We start from the raw sequence: 19382 nt of genomic DNA on the forward strand, positions 1-19382 counted from the left end.
ACGGTGAGCCCCATGAGCGTGGAAAAGCCCCAAGTCGAGCGCCCGGACGGACCGCCGCCCGCCGAGCTGCAGATCAAAGACATCACGGTCGGCGACGGCCCCGAAGCCAAGTCCGGCAATGCGGTCAGCGTGCATTACGTCGGCGTCTCGCACTCCACCGGCGCGCAATTCGACGCCTCTTACGACCGCGGCGCGCCGCTCGATTTCCAGCTCGGTGCCGGCCAGGTCATCCCGGGCTGGGACCAGGGCGTGACCGGCATGAAGGTCGGCGGCCGCCGCCAACTGGTCATCCCGCCGCACCTGGCTTACGGCGAACGCGGCGCGGGCGGTGTGATCGCCCCGAACGAAACGCTGATTTTCGTCGTCGATCTCGTCGGCGTGAGCTGATCTGCACGAAAACGCGGGCAGCCGGGAAAGCCCGAACGGGCAGCCCCGGCTGATCCCCCTTTCGGGGGAACCGGAAGGCGCCTAACGTTCGCATTGAGTAGTCGTCTTCCGGAGGATATTTCATGCGTTTGCGTGCTGCCCTTTCCGCTGCCTTCCTCGCCGCCGGCGCCGCGCTCGCCGTCGCGGCTCCCGCGTCCGCGGTCGCGAACGGCAACGATGTGGCGCCCGGCGAGTATCCGTTCGCGGCCAAGCTGTCGATGCCCGTCATCCCGCGCGCGGACGGCACCACTTATTCGAGCGGATGCTCGGGTTCCCTGATCGCGCCGCAGTGGATCATCACCGCCGGGCACTGTTTCCACGACGTCAACCGCAAGCCGGTTTCCGGCCCGGTGCCGTACGGGACTTCGGTGCTCCTCGGCGCGACCACCGACGAGCCGGGCAAGGGCGAGCGTCGGCAGGTCACCGAGGTGCAGCAGGCGGGCGTCAACGACGTCGCGCTCGCGAAGCTCGACCAGCCGGTCACCGACATCAAGCCGCTGACTGTTTCGCCCGCCGCGCCGACCAACGGCCAGAAGGTGCTGCTCGCCGGATGGGGCAGCCTGACCGAGGTTTCGCCGAAGCCGTCGGACAAGCTGCAGCAGGGCGAGATGCAGGTGGTCGGCTCGGACGCCACCACCGCGAGCATCATCGGCGTCTCGCCGAAGAAGGACACCAGCGCGTGCAGCTACGACTCGGGCGCGCCGTACTTCGTCGACGACGGCGACAACACCGGCCGGCTCGTCTCGGTCGAGTCGACCGGCCCGGACTGCCCCCACTCCACGCCGGAGACGACCGCGCGCGTCGACATCCTCAAGGACTGGATCGCCTCGCACACCCAGTGAGGACAAGTCGCGAGATCGGTCGGTTTTCGTCGCCCATCAAGGGAATTCCGCATCGCGGACGGTGTCGTTAGCGTGGAAGGCCGAGTTCATCGGCGTCCGCCGGTGACCCGGACGAAGGGACAGAATGCGCGTCCGCGCCGCGATCTCCGCAGCAGTACTCCTGCCCATCCTCACCGCGAGCCCGGCCTTGGCCGTCGCCAACGGTTCTGACGTCCCGCCAGGCCAATTCGGCTTCGCCGCGAAGCTGAGCATGACCGGAATCCCGCTGCCGAACGGAAGCACGTACTCGAGCTTCTGTTCGGCAGCGCTCGTCGCACCGCAGTGGATCGTCACCACCGGCCACTGTTTCCACGACGCCAACAAGAACCGGGTGTCCGGCCCGGTGCCGTACCCGACGACGGTGTCGCTGGGTCTGGTCGACGAGACCAAGGAGAAAGGCGTCCAGCGCAAGGTCACCCAGGTCCTGCAAGCCGGCCCGAACGACGTCGCGCTGGCCCAGCTCGACAGCCCGGTCTCCGAGATCAAGCCGCTCACGGTGAACCACCTGGTGCCCGGCGTCGGACAGCAGGTGACGCTAGCGGGCTGGGGCAGCCGGACGGCGCAGAATCCGGTGCCGTCCAAGCAGCTGCAGCAGGGCACGATGAAGATCTCGTCGGTCGGCGGCACGACAGTCGGCATCCACGGCGTCGCCCCGCAAGCGTCCACCAGCGCGTGCACCTACGACACGGGCGCGCCGTACTTCACCGACGGCAAGCTGATCTCGATCGAGAACAACGGCCCGGACTGCCCGCACACCGGCGCGGAGACGACGTCGCGCATCGATGTGATCGCCGACTGGATCGACGAGCACGCGAAGTGAGTACGGTGGAGGGGCCGCCGACCTGAGGAGAGTCGCATGCCCGAGCCGATCCTGACCGCTGTCGCCACCGCGCTGGCCACAAAGGCCGCGACCGGGCTGTATGACCTGGTCAAGCGCAAGTTCTCCGGCAACAGCAAGGCAACCGCGGAACTGGAGGCGGCCACCCCCGACAACCCGGCCACCGTCACCGCACTGGCCGAACGCCTCGACGAGGCCAGCCGCCAGGACCCGGACTTCGGCGCGGCGCTGCGCACCGAGTTCGAGGTGCACCAGGAGGCCCGCAGCGGCGGGGTGACGAACCACGTGGGCACCGTGGCCGAAGGGGCCAAGGTCGTCCAGCTGCGTGACGTACAAGGCAATATCAGTCTCTGAGCCTTTTCCGACGACCGGCACGGAGCGCGATCGGTAGGATCGCTCTCCGTGCCGTCGTCGTCTTACCCCGTGCCGCGCCGATGGCGCACCGTGCCCACGGAACGGACGCTGCTGGCGGTAGTACACAACGTCACCGCCGCGACCCGCTTGCTGGACGTGCTGCCGCTGTTCGCCGGGGATCCCCGGGTGCAGGTGGTGTTCACGTGCCCGGATTCGAGCGCGTTCACCCGGGGGACGCAGGAGTACCTCGCCGCGCGCGGGATCCCGCTGGAGCCGTGGGAAGACGTCGTGACGGAGGACTTCGACTGGGCGCTGGCGGCCAGTTACGGCGGGGATTTGCATAAATTGCGCGCTCCGTTGACGGTTTTGCCGCACGGAATGGGGTATAATAAATTCTTGGAAACCGGAAACCGGAAACCGGAAACCGGAAACCGGAAACCGGAAACCGGAAACCGGAAACCGGTTTTCGGGTTGTCCGAGCAATGGCTGATGCACAACGGCGAGGTGATCGCCGAACATCACGTCCTGTCCCACCCCGAACAACTCACCCGGCTGCGGCAGTACTGTCCGGAAGCCGCTGACCACGCCGTCATCGCCGGAGACTCCTGCCTGGACCGCCTGCGCGACGCCCGGGAACTCCGCGAGTCCTACCGCCAAGCCCTCGGCGTAACCGGCGAACAAACCCTGGTACTGATCTCCTCGACGTGGGGCCAACTCTCGTCGTACGGCTCCGGCCCAGACCTCCCCCAACGCATCGCCCAGCAACTACCGTTGGACGAATTCGCCGTCGTCCTGGCCCTGCACCCGAACATCGGCCAGGGCCATTACCCGTGGCAACTGAAACAGTGGCTGCAAGAATGCGAGCGCGCAGGCGTAATCGTCCTGCCGGAAGAAGATCTGTGGCAACCAGCCGCGGTAGCCGCCGACGTCACCATCGGCGACCACGGCTCCGTCACGTATTACTCGGCCTGCCTGGGCACCCCAGTCCTGCTGGCCGCCGCACCACACGACGCCGTCGATCCGGATTCCCCGGTAGCCGCCCTGCTGCGCGCCGCCCCTTCATTGACCGACGAAAACCTGGCCGACCAACTGCGCACCGCGACCCAGCCCGCGGACCTGGTCGCCGCGACCTCCCTCGCCACCAGCGTCCCCGGCCAGTCCGCCGCCCTCCTGACCGACCTCGGCTACCGCACGCTCAAACTCCCGCCGCCAGCCCGACCAGCCGGATTCATCGCGTTCCCGCTGCCGCGCGTCCACCGCCCCGAGCCCGGCGCACAGTGGGTCCGCGTCCGCGGCGACGACGTCACCAGATTCGCCACCACCACACCTGAGGCTCACCTAGTAGTCCACGTCGATGCCCCCGACCCACGCCAACTACGCCGCGCCGACATCGTGCTGGGCGACCGCTTCCCCGACCCAGGCCGCTGGATCGCCGTCACCCTCGCCGAATTCCCCGGCTGCGAATGGGCCGCGTGCCAAGCCGGACCAGGCTGGCTAGCCGGCAGCCGAGACGGCCTGGTCGTCTCCTTCACCGGCACCGACCTGCCGCAGGCCGTGCCGTCGCTGCTGTACACGCGCGACCAACTGGGCCTCGACTTCCCCGAACAGCTTCCGTTCACCGCGGGCGGCCGCAAGCACGAGGTGCGACTTACTGTCCACTATGGATAGTCAGAGCTGTTCGATCCAGATCAGCAGATCGGTCGCCTCGGCCGTGAATCCGTGCAGCTGTGCGATGCCCAACGCGTCCTCCGCGTGCGCCTTCGCCTGGTCACGGTAGCCACGAGCAAGCGCGGCCTCCGCCCGAGACCGCAACGCGGCGATACGTTCTCGCTGCAGCTTGGCCTTCTCCGCCGCGGCATCGAGTTCGGCCAGCAGAGTCGCGCCTTCCTCGTACGAACCAGCCTCGATCAGCTTCCGCCCCTGCCACAGCCGGATCTTCACCAGATTGCCCGGTTCGTCCTTCAGGCCCTGCTCCGCCTGCTCCAGCAAGACGGCCGCTTCCTCCGGCGGCACGACCTTGGCCAGATGCATCCGGATCAACGCGAGCCTACGAGGATCACCGATCTGCTCGGCAAGCTCGAGACTTTCCCGAAAGCAGACTTCCGCCTGGCCCAGCAGCGGAACCGCGTCGTCCGGCCGCCCCTGCTGCTGCGCGATCAACCCCGGCTCGAAGAACGCGAGCCCTCGTGCTTCCAGCGCGGACGCGTGTTCGTCCGGCGTCGTAGCCAACTCGGCCGCCGCCGCGTACTGCTCCAACGCCGCCGCCCAATCCCGCCGCTGCAGCTGAGCGAACCCGAGCTGGGTACGGACCAACCCCTCGGCAAGCGGCATCGCGGCAGCCTGCGCGGCCCGGACCGCGTCCTGGCTCACCGCCAACAGTTCGACGGGGTAAGCGCCGTCTTTGTAGACCGGCCACAACGCCCTCGCCAGCCGGATGACGTTTTCGTGCGCCCCCTCCTGCAACGCGACCTCCGCCGCGGCAGCCAGGTTCCCCTGCTCGTCGAACAACCACTCCCAGGCATCCACGTCGGCTGGCACTGGAGTGAAGCCCGGCCAGATCTTCTTCGGCCAGCCAGTAGACAGCGCGCGTTCCGCGATCCGGAGCCCGTGCTCGGCGTAGTAACCGACCACGGCGTCGGAAAGCTCACCGGCCAGCGTCGCGGCATGCATGCGCGCCAGCTCGGACATCCGGTAGCGACCCCCGATGACCTCGATCAACTTGGCAGAGACCAGCTTCTGCAGGGTGTCCTCAGTGTCGTACTCGTCGAGGGCGAGAAGCGCCGCCACAGTTTCCAGCCGAACGGTGCCGTCGCCCGGATGCGCGCCGAAAATCCGGTACGCCGCTTGCTCACGCTCGCCCATCTGCTCGTAGGCAACGTCGTACACCGCGCTGGCCAGTGCACCTTTCGCCCGGATCCGCCCGACCAGCCGCCGCACCGTCGCACCCGGCCGCGCCAGAAGCACGCCCGCGACGTTGAGTTCCGCGGCAGATCCCGCGCAGATCCGCAACAGTTCTTTCAGCTGTTCTGGCTCCGCAGCGAGCTTTTCGTCACCCACCAGTGCCGTCAGCACACCCAGCGCCGCCTCGTCGCTCAACGGTTCCAACTCGACTTCGCGAGCGGAATACCGGGCACGCAGCGCCTCCAGCCCAGACCCGACTACGAGCACGTACGAGCCGGGATGCGTCGGCAGCAGCGCCTTGACTTCCGCCGCGCTCAACGCGTCGTCGACCAGCAACGCGACCTTGAATTTGGCGGTCTGCGACTGCCACATCGCCGCACGCCCCTCGAGACTCGCCTGCATCTCGTCCGGCCCGTAACCCAGCTTGGACAGCAACTCGGCCAGCACATCAGCGCCGGCCCGGTGGCCCACGCGCACGTCGTAAAACCGGTCGAACCGGTCCTGATGCTGGTGCAGCCAGGTTTCGCACAGCGTCGTCCGCCCGCTGCCCGGCGCACCTCGCACGATCGCGATCGCTACCCGGTCCGGCACCTCGTCATGAATGCGAGTGAGCGCGGCCAGCTGACGCTCGTTGTTCCGGTAATGCTCCGGGGGCGCCTGGACCTGCAACGCCGGTGCCGCGGGCTGCCGCGGCCCGTGGAAGTGCACGTCGCCGTACACGTCGCGCGCCTGGAAGACCTTGTCCGCCTCGCCGTCGAAGTAGTTGCCGTCGCTCACCGTTTCCCCCGCCCAGCTGGTCCCGGCTCAGGCTACCGGAAACGTCACGGTCCGTGTCCAGCCTTTCACCACGATCGGGTCCGGGTATGGTTCTGCCCAGGAATTCCAGGACGGATTTGGTAGAATTGAATTGAGCAGCAAAGCAGCAAAGCAGCAAAGCAGCAAAGCAGCAAAGCAGCAAAGCAGCAAAGCAGCAAAGCAGCAAAGCAGGTGGCGGACCTTCGACCCGGTCGTCGTGCTCGGGGTCGTGCGCACCTGGACTTCGGCGATCAAGCTGCTCGAGGTCTGCCGTCTGTTTCAGGATGACCAGCGGATTCGCTTCACGTTCACGGTCGACCGCGGGTCTCGGTTCAGCGCGGGCGTCGAGGAGTTGCTGGCCCGCGCGGAAGCGCATTGCACGCCGTGGGAAAACGTTCCGGAACTCCATTACGCACTCGCGATCACGGCTAGCGAAAACATTGATTTCGAGCACGTCTCCGGACCGGTTCTCGTTCTTCCGCACGGCGTCGGATTCCACAAGTACGTTCCCGACTCCGGTTCGGCAGGCACCCGGCTTTCCGGGCTGATCCCGTCCGCCGCGCTGCGGTCCGGGCGGGTGTTGATGGCGGTGTCGCATCCGAGCCAGCAGAAACAGTTGCGCGACGCCGACCCGCTGACCGACGGCAGGACCGTGCTCGTCGGCGATCCGCAGTTCGAGCAGCTTCTCCGGAGCGAACCGCACCGCGAGCACTACCGTGCCGCGCTCGGCGTGGCTGATCGCACATTAGTGCTGGTCAGCTCTACCTGGGGGAAGACCTCGTTGATCGGCCGCCGTCCTCGGCTCCCGGCCGAGCTGCTGGCGTCACTGGACTATGACTCCGCGGCCGTCGGTCTCGTGCTCCATCCCAACGTCTGGTCGCGCTACCGGCCGTTCCAGATCCGGTCCTGGTTCGCCGCGGCCGAGGACGCCGGGCTGCTGCTCCTCCCGCCGGAACGCGGATGGCAAGCTGCCATCGTCGCCGCGGACGTCGTCGTCGGGGACCACGGATCGGTCTCTTTGCTGGCCGCCGCGACGGGACGGCCGTTGCTGCTTGGCACGTTCGGCAGCGAGGTCGTGCCCGGCACCAGCGCCGAACTGCTCGGTCGGCACGCGTCCCGGCTCACCCGGGACCGGCCGTTGCGTGACCAAATCGACGAGGCCGAAACTCAGCCGTGGCAGCAGGATCTCGCTGAGCGCACCTTTGCGAACCCGCACGGAGCAACCGCGGAACTGCACGCGCTCGTACTCCGTCTGACGGATCTCGAACCCCGTCCGCTCGAACTCCTTCGCGCACCGGACCCGGAACCGAAACCCATCACTCCGCTCGCCTTCACCGCGTACCCGGAGTTTACCGGCCCGGATTCCCTTACCTTGCATCGGTTTCCCCGCTCGGTAGAAGAATGGCGACCCGACGTCGAGCGGGCCTCACCCAGACTGAGACACGTGGTCGCCGACGAAAGCGACGACAACCTCGGCCGGATCGGCAACGCCACCGTGCTCACCAGAACCGCACTGCGTCCTGCTCCAGAAGACTGGTGTGCCAACGCATTGCGACTCCATCCTGCCTGCACGCTGGCCGCGGCCGCCGTCCCGGACGGATGTGTCGCGCGCACCAGGGCCGGCGAGATGTTCACCGTCACCGGCTCAGCTGACGTCGCTGCACTGGCTTCGACGCTGCACGCGTGTCTGGCGACCAGTCGAGAAGGCGGCCGTCCGTTGTCCCTACGACTCGGCTCCGTCGAGACCACCGTCGTTTTCTGACGCCAACTTCTCCGCCCGCGGACTGCCCAGTTCTCGATACAGTTGAATCGCCCGATCCAGGTGGCTGCGTGCCTCCGCCGGATTCTCCTCGACCAGCGCGCCGTGCAGCGCCTCCCGAGCCTGGGCCTCGTAGAAAGTCGCCCCGCTCGTTTGGAAAGCCTCTGCCGCCGCGGTCAACGCGTCAACGCCGCCCGGCAGCCCAGTGCGCACGCGCACCTGACCGGTGATCAGCAAGGCGCGCGCAGCCGAGCGACTGTCGCCAAGCTCGCCGAACGCGCGATGCGCTGTTTCCAACTCACGCAGGCCCTCCGCATCGCCGAGCGACTGGCCGAGGAACATCCGGCTTAGCGCCTCTCCCCGCGCCTCCCCAGCCGCCTCGTTCAACTCGATCGACTCGCGGTACCGCTGCTGCGCCAGCTCCCGTTGATCGGTCAAATCGTGGTACCGGCCAGCGAACTCTCGCACCGAGGCCCGCAGCACGAGGTGCCCGTCCTGATCCGCCAGCTCGATCGAACGTCGTACGAAGTCCCCGGCTTGCTCGAACTGCTCGAGATCCGTCAGCGGACGCGACGCCAGACTCCGCAACCGCGCCTCCGCCGCGCGATTCCCGGCCTCTTCCGCGGCCTTGATGCCGTGCCGGAGACTGCTGAGCGAATCGGCCTGCCGCTTGCGGTCGAAGTAGTAGGCCGCGAGCGACTCGGCGATCTGCCAAATCTCGTCGACCAGGCCGATCTTCTCGGCCACCGGCAGCAATTCGTGCAGCGCGCGCCGGTTCTCCTCGAACCAGGCCAGTCCGTTGGCCCGGCGATCGCCGCTGAAGGGGTCCGCGATCTCCGGCGCGTCCGCGACCCGGTACCGCTCGACGCCGATCATCGCCGCGTCCGCGTAGTAGGCGGCGTTGCGGAACCCGCGCACCACCCAGGCGAGCGCCTCGTGTGTTTCCTCGTCGTCCAGTCCTGAAAGGGATGCCGCGTGGTCATGGACGAGCGGATGCATGGAGTACCGGCCGTGCTCTTCCTGGAGCACCTTCAGCAGAACCAGCTCGGCGAGAATGTCCCTCGACGTGGCCTCGTCCAGCCCGATCAGCAGACCGAAGACCGGCGGGGTGAAGTCGATCGCCGGGTACGCGCCGAGCAGCCGGTACGCGCGCTGAGCAGGTTCGGTCGCTTCCTGGTACGTCGCTTCGAACACCGGATTCCCCTTGTTCGGCCCGCGGTCGGATCGCATCAACTCGGCGCGTGAACGCCGAAGCCGGGCAGCCAGCTCCGGCAACGAAGGACACCGCCCGACCACGACGAGCGTCGCGGCGTTCCGGATGGCCAACGGCAATCCGCCGCAGTAGCCGAGGATCTCGGCTACCACCGGATCGTCTGGGTCCGCGTCCAGTCCGCTCAGCTCGCGAAACAACTCAGCAGCCTGCTCGTCGTCGAGCGGCTCGACGGGGATCGTCTCGCCGCCGACCTCGCGGACCTCAAGCCGCGACTCCACCCGGCCCGCGACGAGCACCAGCCAATCCCGCCCGCCAGGCATCAACTGCAGAAACTGCTCGGATTCCGTGACGTTCTCCAGCAACAGCACGGCAGCCGCCCCGGACGACCGGCTTCGCCACAGACTCGCCAACCCAGGTTCGGCGGGCATCACTTCGTCGCGAACCCCGTCGCGACGCAACAACGAACGCAGCGCCGCGGAAATCACCGACTCGCCGTCGACCGTGTGCGTCGCGTAATCCGTGTAATAGGCCCCGCCGGGATAGCGGTCTTTTACTTGCTCAGCGACATACCGGGCCAACGCGCGCCGACCGACCCCAGTCAATCCGTCGAACACGACGAGCGGTACACGCTGATCGGCAAGACAGGCCTCGATTTGTTCGTTTCGCCCGACCAATCGCCGCAGCGCTCGTGGCGTTTCGTGCGGCACCACCCGTTCGGGTCCGGGCAGCTGCTGGTTGACCGTGCCGATGTACTGCGCCTGCACGAGAGAACTACCGCCGTCGACCGATCTGACTTCGTTGTGCACTAGTCCGCCCCTCACCCCGAGTCACCGCAAGCTTACCGATTCACCGGGGCGCGAGCATCAACATCGCACTGTCTGAACGCTGCCCACGAACCGCGGTCTGCGTCATTTCCAGGACACACCGTGACAGCTTGGTTACCATCAGATCAGCTCAGTGAAGGTACGGGCATGGCCAGGCGCAAGGGGAGGACGCAGATGGCCGAACGAGCACGTCCCCGGAATCCTCGCCCCAGCCTGCCGCTCTCTTCAGCGACCGCTTTCGCAGGAGGAAGAGAGAACCCGCAACGGCAACCATGACGGGCGATGAGGATTGAGGGGTGGGAAACATGGTTCATCAAGGCAAAGAGTTTGGCGTTGACCTGTATGAACTGGAGAAAGTGGCAAAGGTCGACTTCCCGGCCGTCTCGGCCGGCTACGGGGACGCGATCAGCAGCTGCGATCGGATCCTCGGCGGCGTGGATCGCGCGATGCGCCGCCCAGAGCAGTTCGGCGGTGGCGCGCTAGGGCCGGTCTACCAGGCATATCTTGATCTGCACGAGACTGTCGCCGGATTCCTCAAGGAAACGAAGACCAATCTGGACGACACGGCTGCCGCGCTCGGCACAGCGGCACAGCATTACGCGGGTACCGATCAATCAGCGAGCGACGAACTGCACCGCCGCGCCCGCACCGACCCGGACCTGGACGGCAAGCTGTGACCTTCGACCAGCTTATGCAGCACGCCAAAGACATCAAGGACAAGGCCGTCGAGCTGGCGATCAAGGAACATGATCAAAAGTACGCGACGCAATCCGGAGTGGTCCGCGACCCTGGACCGTTCAACCAGCACTACTCGTTCATCGAATCGATGTTCGAGCCGTTTTCCAGGATGCCCGATCCCTCCGCGTACGACCCGCTGATCGCCGACCTCAACGCGGCGATGGCCAAGGTGAACCCCGGGTCGGTGCACACGACCGAACTCAGCAGCGAGGTGAGTCTGGGCAACCCGGTTTTGGACAAGATGACGACCGCGGGCAGCTACCTCCAAGGCTGGACCGGCGAGGCGGCGATGGCGTTCAAGGCCGGTTTCATCGACACCTTCAAAACTGTCGCGGGGAACCAGTTCACCGTGTTGTCCACCCTCAAGGGTGTCCTGCAGGCGCACCAGGCAATGTGGGCCAAGGCCCGCGACGACGTCGACAAGATCGCGGAAAACACCAAGAACGCGCTGGACAACGCTGGGGGTTGCGGCAAGAACCAGTGGACTTTCGATTTCTCGGTGCTCTCCGCGGTCGGCGCGGTCGGCGGTGTTTTCGTCGCTATCGCGACGGGAGGCGTGGTGCCGCTGGCCGCGATCGGGGCGGTCGCTTCCGCGGGCAGCGCGGGCGTGGCCGGACTCACCGCATCGGGGGACTCCGTCGAGACGATCATCAACTCGATGAAGCAGGCGATCGACGAGCTCCACCGGCACATCGAAGAGGTCGAGACGCGGGAGATCGCGGACAAGGTGCGGGCGCTCGCCGGCGCCGTGCGCGCGAACAAAGACAAGCTCGTCTCCGCCCGGCCGAAGCTGGCCGGAATGAACGAACATGACCTGGCCAGCGACAGCGGCATGGGCGGATCGGACTGACGACAGGAGGGGACTGTGCCGGATCTTGCCGAGAGGCTCGACGGAATTCAGGTACGCGTGCGCGCACCTGGTGCGGAAATCGAAGCCGAGTTGCGCCGACGCACCGATATCACCGTGTCGTTCGGAGAAAGCGTCTACGACTTCATCGACGAATCAGCTCTGGAGACCGCGCTGGCCAGCCTGGCGCGGCTGCTATGGGCCGGGTGGCAGAGGCAGTACCGGGCGGCGATCGACGAGACCGGCCTGAACATCGATGTTGACGACCTGCGTGATTCACATTTCTTCACCGACCGGGCCAACGTCGAAGCAGTCGGCGCGTCAGCAGGCGAACGGGTCGCTATCTCCGCAGTAGGCATGGAGAATTTCTCGGTCGCGATCAAGCCCGGAACCGTCCGCGAGATACCCGAAGACCAGTTCAGCGTCGATGTTTCCGTTGCGGCGGCGAAGTTGATCCAGGACTTCCAAGACCAGGTGGACGAGCTGAAGAAGCGGTACTACGAATGAAAAAACGCAACCTGGTCGTGGCCGGAATCGTCACGACGCTAGTCGTAGCCGCCGGGGTCGTCACGGTGGTGCTGTCCACCCGCGGCGACTCGGCGGCGAAGCCGTGCGATATTCCGAATTCAGTCCGAGAACAGCCGGTGTCGGCGAAGAGCGCGCCGGGCGGCGGTGCGGTCGAAGTCGCGGAAAAGGGTGTTTCGTCGTCCGGGCTGGCGAGCATGGGTGCGGTGCTGCGCAACACCAGCGACCGCATCGCCTACCGGACCAAAGTCACGTTCAAGGTGATCGTCTCCGTCAACGGCCTGCCGCCCGGCCCGATTCAAGGCGCGCCGATGACCATGGAGGTCCCGGTGCTGCTGCCAGGTCAACGAGCCGGCATCGGCAGGCCGCTCATCAACGTCGGCGGGACAGACAAGGTGATCTCGGCCGACGTCGACGTCCAAACGACGACCTGGCTGCCGAACGGCGCCCTCGGCGGATTCACCCCGGCGACCGACACCTACGAGTCGACCAGCCGCGCGAAGGCGTCGCTGCCCGCCGACGCGGTCCGATACACCGAGAAATCGACGAACTGCCGAGCGCTGGCGAGCCGCCGTACCGCCGTCGTGTTCCGCGACGCGAACGGCGCGATCGTGGGCGGCGACCTGGTGCCTCCGGACGGCAAGGGCAACCCGGCGGGCAGCCCGCAAGAACCGCCGTCGAGCCCGTCCTGCTCGCCAGGAGAACGCAGCACCTGGATCGTCCCGCTGCAGAACATCCCGAAGAACGCAGACGACAACCACACCGAGCTGTACTCGTACTGCGATCTCAACGCCCCCCACCCAGACGTGAACGACGCCTTCTAACCACCACCCACCAAAAATGTGCCCTGGCCCACACCCAGCCCAACAACCCAGCCCGACCGAGCCCGCCCAAAACCGGCCCCGCCCGCCAACCGCACCAAAGGCACCGCGGGGGTCCGGGGGCTCGGCCCCCGGGCAAAGGAACGACCGACAACGGAAAAGGCCCCCAGTCGCGCAAGCGGCTGGGGGCCTGACCATGGTGGGCGAGGAGGGAGTTGAACCCTCACGTCCTTTCGGACACACGGACCTGAACCGTGCGCGTCTGCCATTCCGCCACTCGCCCGAGTTGCTTCCTTGAGGCAGCCAGCAAAGCTTAGCAGGGCCTTCTGACGGGTTTCACCGGGGGCATGCCCAACCCTTCCTCCCCCGGATAGGATCGATGCGGAAGCACACGTGTGAGGAGGTTGTCCCCGGTGGGTCGCGTTGAGCGCTTTGACAGGCGACTCGAGAACCTGGTGGGGAATACTTTCGCGCGCATGTTCGGCGGCAACGTCGTCACGCAGGAAGTGGCGGTTGCGCTCGAGAGGGAAGGCGAGGAGAACGTTCGTGAGCTGGCAGGCGGTCGGCAGCTCGCCCCGAATCACTACATCGTGTCGTTGGGGGCGGCTGACCACGATCGCATGGCCGGCGATGAGCAGCGGGTCACCGGGGTTCTCGCGAGGGCGGTGGCGGAACACCTCGCCGCGCAGGGCTGGGACACCTATGGTGACGTCGTCGTATCACTCGAGCGCAACGAGGCGCTGCATACTGGACAGTTCAAGACCCGTTCGTCCGTCGATCCCGACGCCCGCGACACTGCGGGAGAAGGGCCGTCACGGTCGGCACGACCCAGCAACGCAGGAGACCCACCAATGAGCCAGCCCCCCGGCTACGGCCAATACGACCAGGGTGACCCGTACGGCCAGCAGGGCCAGTACGGCTACGGACAGCAGGGTGGCCAGCAGCCCGGGTACGACCAGGGTTACGGCGGCCAGCCTCCCGCGCAGGGCTACGACCAGGGCTACGGCGGCCAGCCCCCCGCGCAGGGCTACGACCAGTACGGCGGACAGGCTCCGCAGCCTGGTTACGACCAGGGCTACGGCGGGCAGCCGCCCGCGCAGGGCTACGACCAGGGTTACGGCCAGCAGGGCGGCTACGACCAGGGTTACGGCGGCCAGGCTCCGCAGGGCGGGTACGACCAGGGTTACGGCCAGCAGGGCGGGTACGACCAGTACGGCGGCCAGCCGCAGGCGGCTTACGGGCAGGACCCGTACGCGCAGCAGGGCGCCCCGGCCGCGGGCAGGCAGCTTCAGGCGAGCCTCCAGCTGGACGACGGCTCCAACCGCACCTACTCGCTGAAGCAGGGCGGCAACGTCGTCGGCCGCGGGCAGGACGCGGACTTCCGGCTTCCGGACACCGGCGTTTCGCGGCGGCACCTGGAGATCACCTGGGACGGGCAGAGCGCGACGCTCGCCGACATCGGGTCGACCAACGGGACCACGGTCAACGGCACTCCGGTGCAGACGTGGCAGCTGGCGGACGGCGACGTGATCCGGGTGGGTCATTCGTCTCTGGTGTTCCGAACCCAGGGCTGATCGCAGACCGTCCACGGGGTTCCCGCAGAATTGTCATGCGGGGGGAACCGCGGTGCGCGTGGCGCCGCGGCTTGCAGGCACAGGCGGGAGCGGACACAACAAGTGCCAGAGCTGGTCGTTCAACTCACCAGAGTGGGCTTTCTCGTGCTGCTCTGGCTCTTTGTGTTCGCCGCGCTCCGAGTCGTGCGCTCGGACCTCTACGCCGCGTCGGGCCTTCGGGTCCAGGTGCCGTCCTTCCGCCGCAACAAAGAGAAGAAGCCGCGGGGCAGCAAGGCCCCGCAGCAGTTGCTCGTGACGCACGGGGCCCTCGCGGGCACCCGCATCGCGCTCGACGGGCGGCCGATCCTGATCGGCCGGGCCGACGACTCGACGCTGGTGCTCGACGACGACTACGCATCGACCCGGCACGCCCGGATCGCGCTGCGCGGGGAGGACTGGTACGTGGAAGATCTGGGCTCGACGAACGGGACCTACCTCGACCGGGCTAAGGTCACTGCACCCCTCCGGGTCCCGCTCGGAGTCCCCATCCGGATCGGCAAGACGGTGATCGAGCTTCGCCCATGACTCTCGTCCTCCGCTACGCGGCCCGCAGCGACCGGGGCCTGGTGCGTTCCAACAACCAGGACTCCGTGTACGCCGGCCCGCGTCTCCTCGCGCTCGCCGACGGCATGGGCGGGCACGCCGCAGGTGAGGTGGCCAGCAAGGTCGTCATCGCCTCGCTCGCCCCGCTCGACGACGACGAGCCGGGCGACGACCTGCTCGCCCAGCTTCGCGAAGCCGTCCAGAACGGCAACGCGGCGATCGCCGAACTGGTCTCCCAGGACCCCGACCTGGACGGCATGGGCACCACGCTCACCGCCGTCCTGTTCGCGGGAAGCAGACTTGGTCTGGTCCACGTCGGCGACTCGCGCGCGTATCTGATGCGCGGCGGCCAGTTCGCCCAGATCACCCGCGACGACAGTTTCGTCAACGAACTGCTCGAACAGGGCCGCATCACGCCGGAAGAGGCCGCGGTGCACCCGCAGCGGTCGCTGCTGCTCAAGGCGCTCACCGGACACGAGGTCGAGCCGAGCCTGACCGTGCGCGAGGCGCGTCCCGGTGACCGGTACCTGATTTGCTCCGACGGTTTGTCCGGAATGGTCAGCGACGAAACGCTCGCCGAGGCCGTGCAGATCCCGGACCCGCAGGACTGCGCCGACCGGATGATCGAACTGGCACTCAAGGGCGGCGGCACCGACAACGTGACCGTCATCATCGCCGACGTGGTCGACGTCGATTTCGGCGACGACGCCCCGATCGTGGGCGGCGCGGCTGGCGACGGCAGCGACGAGATGCATCAGGGGGATTCCCCGGCGGCGAGGGCGCGCGCGCTGACCCAGCCGCCGCCGCAGCCGCGACCGGAGCAGCAGCCCCCGCCGGAAGACCCGAAAGCGAAACGGCGGAAACGGTTCCGCTGGCTCGTGGGGGCGGTCGTGGTGCTGATCGTGCTGGGCGCCGCCGCGATCGCGACTCGATACTTCGTGCTCAGCCAGTACTACGTCGGAGAAGGCCCCGATCAGGAGGTCGTGATCTACCGCGGCGTCCCGGGCAGCATCCTCGGCATCGACCTGCACTCGCTCGAGCAGGGCTCGTGCCCGCCGGGCCAGCTGTGCACCGACAAGCTCCGCGTCTCCGCGTTGCAGGAGGACGCGCGCATCGCCGTGCAGAACGGTGTGAAGCGCGAAAGCCTCGACGACGCGCGCAAGTACATCGACGATTTCCTGCGTCTCAAGAAGAAGCTGTCGGACTGCAAGCCGGCCAATCCTCCGGGCACCCCGCAGTCGGGCGCGCCCTCGTCCAGCGTGGCGCCTCCCGGGGGCACGCCTTCGTCGGCGAACCAGCCTGCGGGGAGGGACTGCTCGACGGCGGGTACGCCGCCGACGGGGGGCGGTAACTGATGGGCCAGCCGCTGGCCGACCCGACGTCCGCCCAGTTCGCCACGAATCCGCCGCGAGACCTCCCCAAGCGCAGGGGCACGGAGCTCGCGTTGCTGGCGTTCGCGGCGGGCATCGTCACGCTCGCGCTGGTCATCGTCGAGGCCAACCAGGAGCAGGAGCTGACGCTCTCGATCCTGTGGGTGGGACTCGCTTACCTCGGCGTGCTCGCCACGACGCACCTCGCCGTGCGCCGGTGGGCCCCGTACGCCGATCCGGTGCTGCTGCCGTGCGTCGCGCTGCTCAACGGGATCGGGCTGGTGATGATTCACCGGCTCGATCTGGCGAAGGCCGAATCGTTCATGCAGCGCGGCAAGGAGTACTCGCCGGAGATCACCAAGCAGCTGCTGTTCACCGCGGTTTCGCTGGTGCTGTTCGTGATCGTGCTCGTGGTGGTCAACGACCACCGCACGCTGACCCGCTACAGCTACATCGCCGGGCTGGTCGGGCTCGGCGCGCTCGCGCTGCCCGCGGTGCTGCCCGCCAGCCTGTCCGAGGCGGGCGGCGCGAAGGTGTGGCTGAAGCTGCCGTTCTTCTCGATCCAGCCGGGCGAGTTCGCGAAGATCCTGCTGATGATCTTCTTCGCGTCGTTCCTGGTGTCCAAACGCGATTTGTTCATGGTGGCGGGCAAGAAGTTCCTCGGCGTGGAACTGCCGCGCGCCCGTGACCTCGGCCCGATCCTGATCGCCGCCGCCGTCGCGATCGGCGTGCTGGTGTTCGAGAAGGACCTCGGCACGTCGCTGCTGTATTTCAGCATCATCCTGGTGATGCTCTACGTCGCGACCGAACGCGCGATCTGGGTCGTCGTCGGGCTGACGTTCTTCATCGGCGGCTGCATCATCGCCTACAACCTGTTCGGCCACGTGCAGCAGCGGGTCGAGAACTGGACCGACCCGCTCGGCCCTCGCTACGACGTGCTCGGCGGCAGTTACCAGCTCGCGCAGGCGTTGTTCGGGCTCGGCACCGGCGGCGTCGGCGGCACCGGGCTCGGCGCGGGCCGTCCGGACATCCCGCCCGCCGCGAGCACCGACTTCATCACCGCCGCGATCGGCGAGGAGCTCGGCTTCATCGGCCTGGCCGCGGTGCTGATGCTGTACATGCTGCTGGCGATGCGCGGCATGCGCAGCGCGCTGGCGGTGCGCGACACGTTCGGCAAACTGCTCGGCGGCGGGCTCGCCTTCACCATCGTGATCCAGATCTTCGTGGTCGTCGGCGGCGTCACCGCGCTCATCCCGGAAACCGGCGTCACCGCGCCGTTCCTGTCCTACGGCGGCTCTTCGCTGCTGGCGAACTACATCCTGGTCGCCCTGATGCTGCGCATTTCGGACGCGGCGCGCAGGCCGGCCTCCCGGCCGAAGCCGCAGCAGCCGCAGGCTCCGATCGCCGAGGCACACACCGTCATGGTGCGGCGTCCGCCCGCCGAAGGCGACCCGAACGGGAGGACCGCGTGAACGCCCCCCTGCGCAAGGTCGGCATGGCGATGCTCGCGATGATCGTGCTGCTGCTGGCCAACATCACCTACGTCCAGGTCATCAAGGCCGACACGTACCGCACCGATCCGCGCAACCAGCGCGTGCTCTACGACGAGTACTCCCGGCAGCGCGGGCAGATCGTCACACCGGACGGCACCGTGCTCGCCGGCGTGAAGCCCTCGACCGACAAGTTCAAGTTCTTCCGCACCTACGCCGACGGCCCGATGTACGCCCCGGTCACCGGGTACTACTCGATCAACTACGGCGCGGGCGGGCTCGAGCGCGCCGAGGACGACGTGCTGAACGGATCCGACCCTCGGCTGTTCGTGCGCAGGCTGTCGGACATGGTCACCGGCCGCGATCCGCGCGGCGGCAACGTGAAGCTCACCATCGACCCGAAGGTGCAGAAGGCCGCCTACGACCTGATGACGCAGCGCGGCTACACCGGCGCGGTGGTCGCGATGGAGCCGAAGACCGGCCGCATCCTGGCGATGGTCTCGACCCCGTCGTACGACCCGAACCAGCTCGCGACGCACGGCACCGACCAGAACAAGGCCTGGGACGCCTACTCCAAAGACCCGAAGAACCCGATGCTGAACCGGGCGATCTCGGAGAACTACCCGCCGGGGTCGACGTTCAAGATCGTCACCGCGACCGCGGCGCTGGAGAGCGGGATCGGCCCGGACACCCAGATCAGCACCGCGCCGAACGTGCAGCTGCCGGGCACGAACACGACGCTGGAGAACTACGGCGGCGAAACCTGCCCCGGCAACACGTTCAAGGACGCCCTGGCGCACTCGTGCAACGTCCCGTTCGCGACGTTCGCCGGCCAGCTCGGCGCGGACAAGATGAAGGCGGCCGCGACCAACTTCGGCATCGGGCAGAACGACCTGACCGTGCCGATGCGGGTCGTCGGCTCGACCGTCGGCGCGCTCGACTCGCCGGGCGCGCTCTACCAGAGCGGCATCGGCCAGCGCGACGTCCGGCTCACTCCGCTGCAGGACTGCCTGCTTTCGGCGACCGTCGCGAACAACGGCTACGCGATGAAGCCGCAGCTGATCGAGTCGATCCTGGCCCCGGACCTGTCGACGGTCGAGAACGTCGACCCGGAGCAGCTCACCGGCAAGCCCGCGCTGTCGCCGGAGAACGACAAGATCCTCACCGACATGATGATCGCGTCGGAGTCCTTCACCAAGGGCGGCGGCAAGAACGACGCGCTGAAGATCGCGTCGAAGACCGGCACCGCCGAGCACGGCGCCGACTCGAAGAACACCCCGCCGCACGCGTGGTACACCGCGTTCGCGCCGTCGGACAACCCGCAGATCGCCGTGTCGGTCATCGTCGAGAACGGCGGCAACCGCGGTCTCGCCGCGACCGGCGGCTCGGTGGCCGCCGAGATCGGCCGTGCCGCCATCGCCGCCCGGCTCGGGGGTGGATAGCC

General features: G+C 67.5%; 17 protein-coding genes and 1 tRNA gene. 15 read left to right on the forward strand and 3 right to left on the reverse strand.

What is annotated here, in order from left to right:
- Positions 1-12 precede the first annotated feature (12 nt).
- The 5 genes from DMP23_RS33740 to DMP23_RS33760 all read left to right on the forward strand — a co-directional run bounded on the left by DMP23_RS33740 (position 13) and on the right by DMP23_RS33760 (position 4167).
- Entirely contained in the window at positions 13-387 is a 375-nt protein-coding gene (locus DMP23_RS33740) for an FKBP-type peptidyl-prolyl cis-trans isomerase (protein WP_037809223.1), read from the forward strand.
- Between the two features lie 122 nt (positions 388-509).
- Entirely contained in the window at positions 510-1268 is a 759-nt protein-coding gene (locus DMP23_RS33745) for a S1 family peptidase (RefSeq protein WP_037809222.1), read from the forward strand.
- Between the two features lie 124 nt (positions 1269-1392).
- A complete protein-coding gene (locus tag DMP23_RS33750; protein ID WP_337823500.1) occupies positions 1393-2127 on the forward strand; it encodes a S1 family peptidase in 735 nt (244 codons plus the stop codon).
- 36 nt (positions 2128-2163) lie between these two features.
- On the forward strand, positions 2164-2499 hold the full coding sequence (locus tag DMP23_RS33755) for a hypothetical protein (protein WP_037809218.1): 336 nt from the start codon (positions 2164-2166) through the stop codon (positions 2497-2499).
- Positions 2500-2547: 48 nt separating this feature from the next.
- Positions 2548-4167 carry a hypothetical protein gene (locus DMP23_RS33760; RefSeq protein WP_337823501.1) on the forward strand — a complete coding sequence of 540 codons (1620 nt, stop codon included), beginning with the start codon at positions 2548-2550 and terminating at the stop codon, positions 4165-4167.
- On the opposite strand, the gene DMP23_RS33765 is transcribed toward DMP23_RS33760, so the two are convergent.
- Positions 4168-6177: an NB-ARC domain-containing protein gene (locus DMP23_RS33765; protein WP_337823502.1), complete on the reverse strand. Its 2010-nt coding sequence runs from the start codon at positions 6175-6177 to the stop codon at positions 4168-4170.
- Between DMP23_RS33765 and DMP23_RS33770 the strand changes: the two genes are divergently transcribed.
- Positions 6164-7957: a hypothetical protein gene (locus DMP23_RS33770; RefSeq protein WP_337823503.1), complete on the forward strand. Its 1794-nt coding sequence runs from the start codon at positions 6164-6166 to the stop codon at positions 7955-7957. The genes DMP23_RS33765 and DMP23_RS33770 overlap by 14 nt on opposite strands.
- On the opposite strand, the gene DMP23_RS33775 is transcribed toward DMP23_RS33770, so the two are convergent.
- Complete coding sequence (locus DMP23_RS33775) at positions 7919-9973, reverse strand: hypothetical protein (RefSeq protein ID WP_337823504.1); 2055 nt, start codon at positions 9971-9973, stop codon at positions 7919-7921. The genes DMP23_RS33770 and DMP23_RS33775 overlap by 39 nt on opposite strands.
- 314 nt (positions 9974-10287) lie before the next feature.
- Here DMP23_RS33775 and DMP23_RS33780 point away from each other — a divergent pair, with 314 nt between their 5' ends.
- The 4 genes from DMP23_RS33780 to DMP23_RS33795 are packed head-to-tail and all read left to right on the forward strand — an operon-like array spanning position 10288 to position 12925.
- Positions 10288-10668: a type VII secretion target gene (locus tag DMP23_RS33780; RefSeq protein WP_443111305.1), complete on the forward strand. Its 381-nt coding sequence runs from the start codon at positions 10288-10290 to the stop codon at positions 10666-10668.
- Entirely contained in the window at positions 10665-11579 is a 915-nt protein-coding gene (locus DMP23_RS33785) for a hypothetical protein (protein ID WP_043831317.1), read from the forward strand. The genes DMP23_RS33780 and DMP23_RS33785 overlap by 4 nt, the downstream gene beginning before the upstream one ends.
- Before the next feature lie 15 nt (positions 11580-11594).
- Positions 11595-12083, forward strand: coding sequence for a hypothetical protein (locus DMP23_RS33790; RefSeq protein ID WP_337823505.1), 489 nt, complete (start codon positions 11595-11597; stop codon positions 12081-12083).
- The gene (locus DMP23_RS33795) at positions 12080-12925 is read left to right on the forward strand and encodes a hypothetical protein (RefSeq protein WP_134728028.1); all 846 of its coding nucleotides are present in this window, start codon (positions 12080-12082) and stop codon (positions 12923-12925) included. Before DMP23_RS33790 ends, DMP23_RS33795 begins: the two co-directional genes overlap by 4 nt.
- 194 nt (positions 12926-13119) lie before the next feature.
- On the opposite strand, the gene DMP23_RS33800 is transcribed toward DMP23_RS33795, so the two are convergent.
- Positions 13120-13205, reverse strand: a tRNA-Leu gene (locus DMP23_RS33800).
- Positions 13206-13335: 130 nt separating this feature from the next.
- Here DMP23_RS33800 and DMP23_RS33805 point away from each other — a divergent pair.
- From DMP23_RS33805 to DMP23_RS33825, 5 genes are all read left to right on the forward strand, one after another.
- Positions 13336-14496 (forward strand): DUF3662 and FHA domain-containing protein, encoded by a 1161-nt coding sequence (locus DMP23_RS33805; protein WP_337823506.1) that lies wholly within the window; start codon positions 13336-13338, stop codon positions 14494-14496.
- Positions 14497-14598: 102 nt separating this feature from the next.
- Positions 14599-15060 carry an FHA domain-containing protein FhaB/FipA gene (locus DMP23_RS33810; RefSeq protein ID WP_037718919.1) on the forward strand — a complete coding sequence of 154 codons (462 nt, stop codon included), beginning with the start codon at positions 14599-14601 and terminating at the stop codon, positions 15058-15060.
- Positions 15057-16433, forward strand: a complete 1377-nt coding sequence (locus DMP23_RS33815; RefSeq protein ID WP_037809208.1) for a PP2C family protein-serine/threonine phosphatase — start codon at positions 15057-15059, stop codon at positions 16431-16433. Before DMP23_RS33810 ends, DMP23_RS33815 begins: the two co-directional genes overlap by 4 nt.
- Entirely contained in the window at positions 16433-17920 is a 1488-nt protein-coding gene (locus DMP23_RS33820) for an FtsW/RodA/SpoVE family cell cycle protein (protein ID WP_037809207.1), read from the forward strand. The genes DMP23_RS33815 and DMP23_RS33820 overlap by 1 nt, the downstream gene beginning before the upstream one ends.
- Complete coding sequence (locus DMP23_RS33825) at positions 17917-19380, forward strand: peptidoglycan D,D-transpeptidase FtsI family protein (RefSeq protein ID WP_134664619.1); 1464 nt, start codon at positions 17917-17919, stop codon at positions 19378-19380. The genes DMP23_RS33820 and DMP23_RS33825 overlap by 4 nt, the downstream gene beginning before the upstream one ends.
- Positions 19381-19382: the final 2 nt, after the last annotated feature.

The organism is Amycolatopsis sp. A1MSW2902 (genome assembly GCF_017312175.1).
In the GTDB taxonomy this organism is placed as follows: Bacteria; Actinomycetota; Actinomycetes; order Mycobacteriales; family Pseudonocardiaceae; genus Amycolatopsis; species Amycolatopsis nivea.